This window comes from Archangium violaceum Cb vi76, from assembly GCF_000733295.1.
GTDB lineage: Bacteria > Myxococcota > Myxococcia > Myxococcales > Myxococcaceae > Archangium > Archangium violaceum.
The window spans coordinates 1-1,135 of the sequence record NZ_JPMI01000082.1; the positions used below are offsets into that span (position 1 = coordinate 1).

At 69.4% G+C, this 1,135-nt stretch carries 2 protein-coding genes; one reads left to right on the forward strand and one right to left on the reverse strand.

The window, feature by feature from the left end; translation table 11 throughout:
• On the forward strand, window positions 1-472 hold a 472-nt coding region (locus Q664_RS57680), incomplete at its 5' end, for an Ig-like domain-containing protein (RefSeq protein ID WP_160174402.1).
• On the opposite strand, the gene Q664_RS13885 is transcribed toward Q664_RS57680, so the two are convergent.
• On the reverse strand, window positions 469-1,135 hold a 667-nt coding region (locus Q664_RS13885; RefSeq protein ID WP_369406331.1), incomplete at its 5' end, for a WD40 repeat domain-containing protein. The genes Q664_RS57680 and Q664_RS13885 overlap by 4 nt on opposite strands.

A 1,135-nucleotide genomic window follows, 5' to 3' on the forward strand; every position in this document is an offset into this window, starting at 1 on the left:
GATCGTCACCATCGCTACGAATGCAGTGGGCAATTTCAGCCTGAAATCCACGCCCCACCGCTTCATCGTGGACTCGAATCCGCCGACGGCGCCCAATGTGACAGCGCCCGAGGATGGAGCATTCGTCAACAATCCGCAGCCAACCATTCGTGGCACGGCGGAGGCCGGTAGCACGGTGAGAGTGTTTCTGGATGGAACCGAAGTTCCAGGCCCGGGGAAATTGGTGGATGTGAATGGGGAATGGAGCGTCACCCCAAGCAGCCCACTGGCCCAGGGACTCCACACAGTCTCGGTCACCGCTACAGATGTGGCGGGCAATGACAGCCCCTCATCCGAGCTCCGCCATTTTACATCTGGCATCCAGAGGAGCCATTACGGCTGGGATTGCAGCGCTGCTCCTGCGTCCCCCACCTCCTGGGCATTACTGACCCTGGGACTGGCGCTCCGCAGGCGCCGGTTCAGGTCTCCTTAGACAGCCTGGCGGCCCCACGCCCGCTCTTCACGGGCGTGGGCCTCGCGGGCCTCCTCGGGGCGCTCGCCCAGGTAGCGCTGGCGCTGCCGTACCTCCAGGCTCGCGCTGCTCCTCTGGCGCAGACGCTCGCGTAGCGTCTCCACCCCCAGACTCCACACTCGCACGCCGCCATCATTCGAGGCGATGGCCAGCACGTCTCCCTCCGGACTGAAGACCGCCGCCGTCACGCGGTCTCCATTCCCGGCGAGCACCAGGGGCTCGCCGCTTCCATCCGCGGGCCACACCCGCACCGTTCCGTCCCCCGAGGCCGTCACCACCCGCGTGCCTCGGGGCTCGAACCGCGCGGTGAGCCCTCGCAACACCACCGCCTCCCCTCCCCCCTCGGCGGACCACACCCGCACCGTCTTGTCCGGGGAGGCGGTCAGCACCCTCGCTCCGTCCGCGCTGAACTCCGCGCCCACCACCGCCTGCTCATGGCCCCGGAGCACCACCGGCTCCCCCCGTCCGTCCGCCCGCCACAGCCGCGCCGTCCCATCATCCGACGCCGTCACCACCCGCTCCCCCTCCGGGCTGAACGCCGCCGTCACCACCCGGCCCGTGTGCCCTCGGAGCACCACCGGCTCGCCCCGCCCATCCGCCCGCCACACCCTCGCCGTCCCGTCC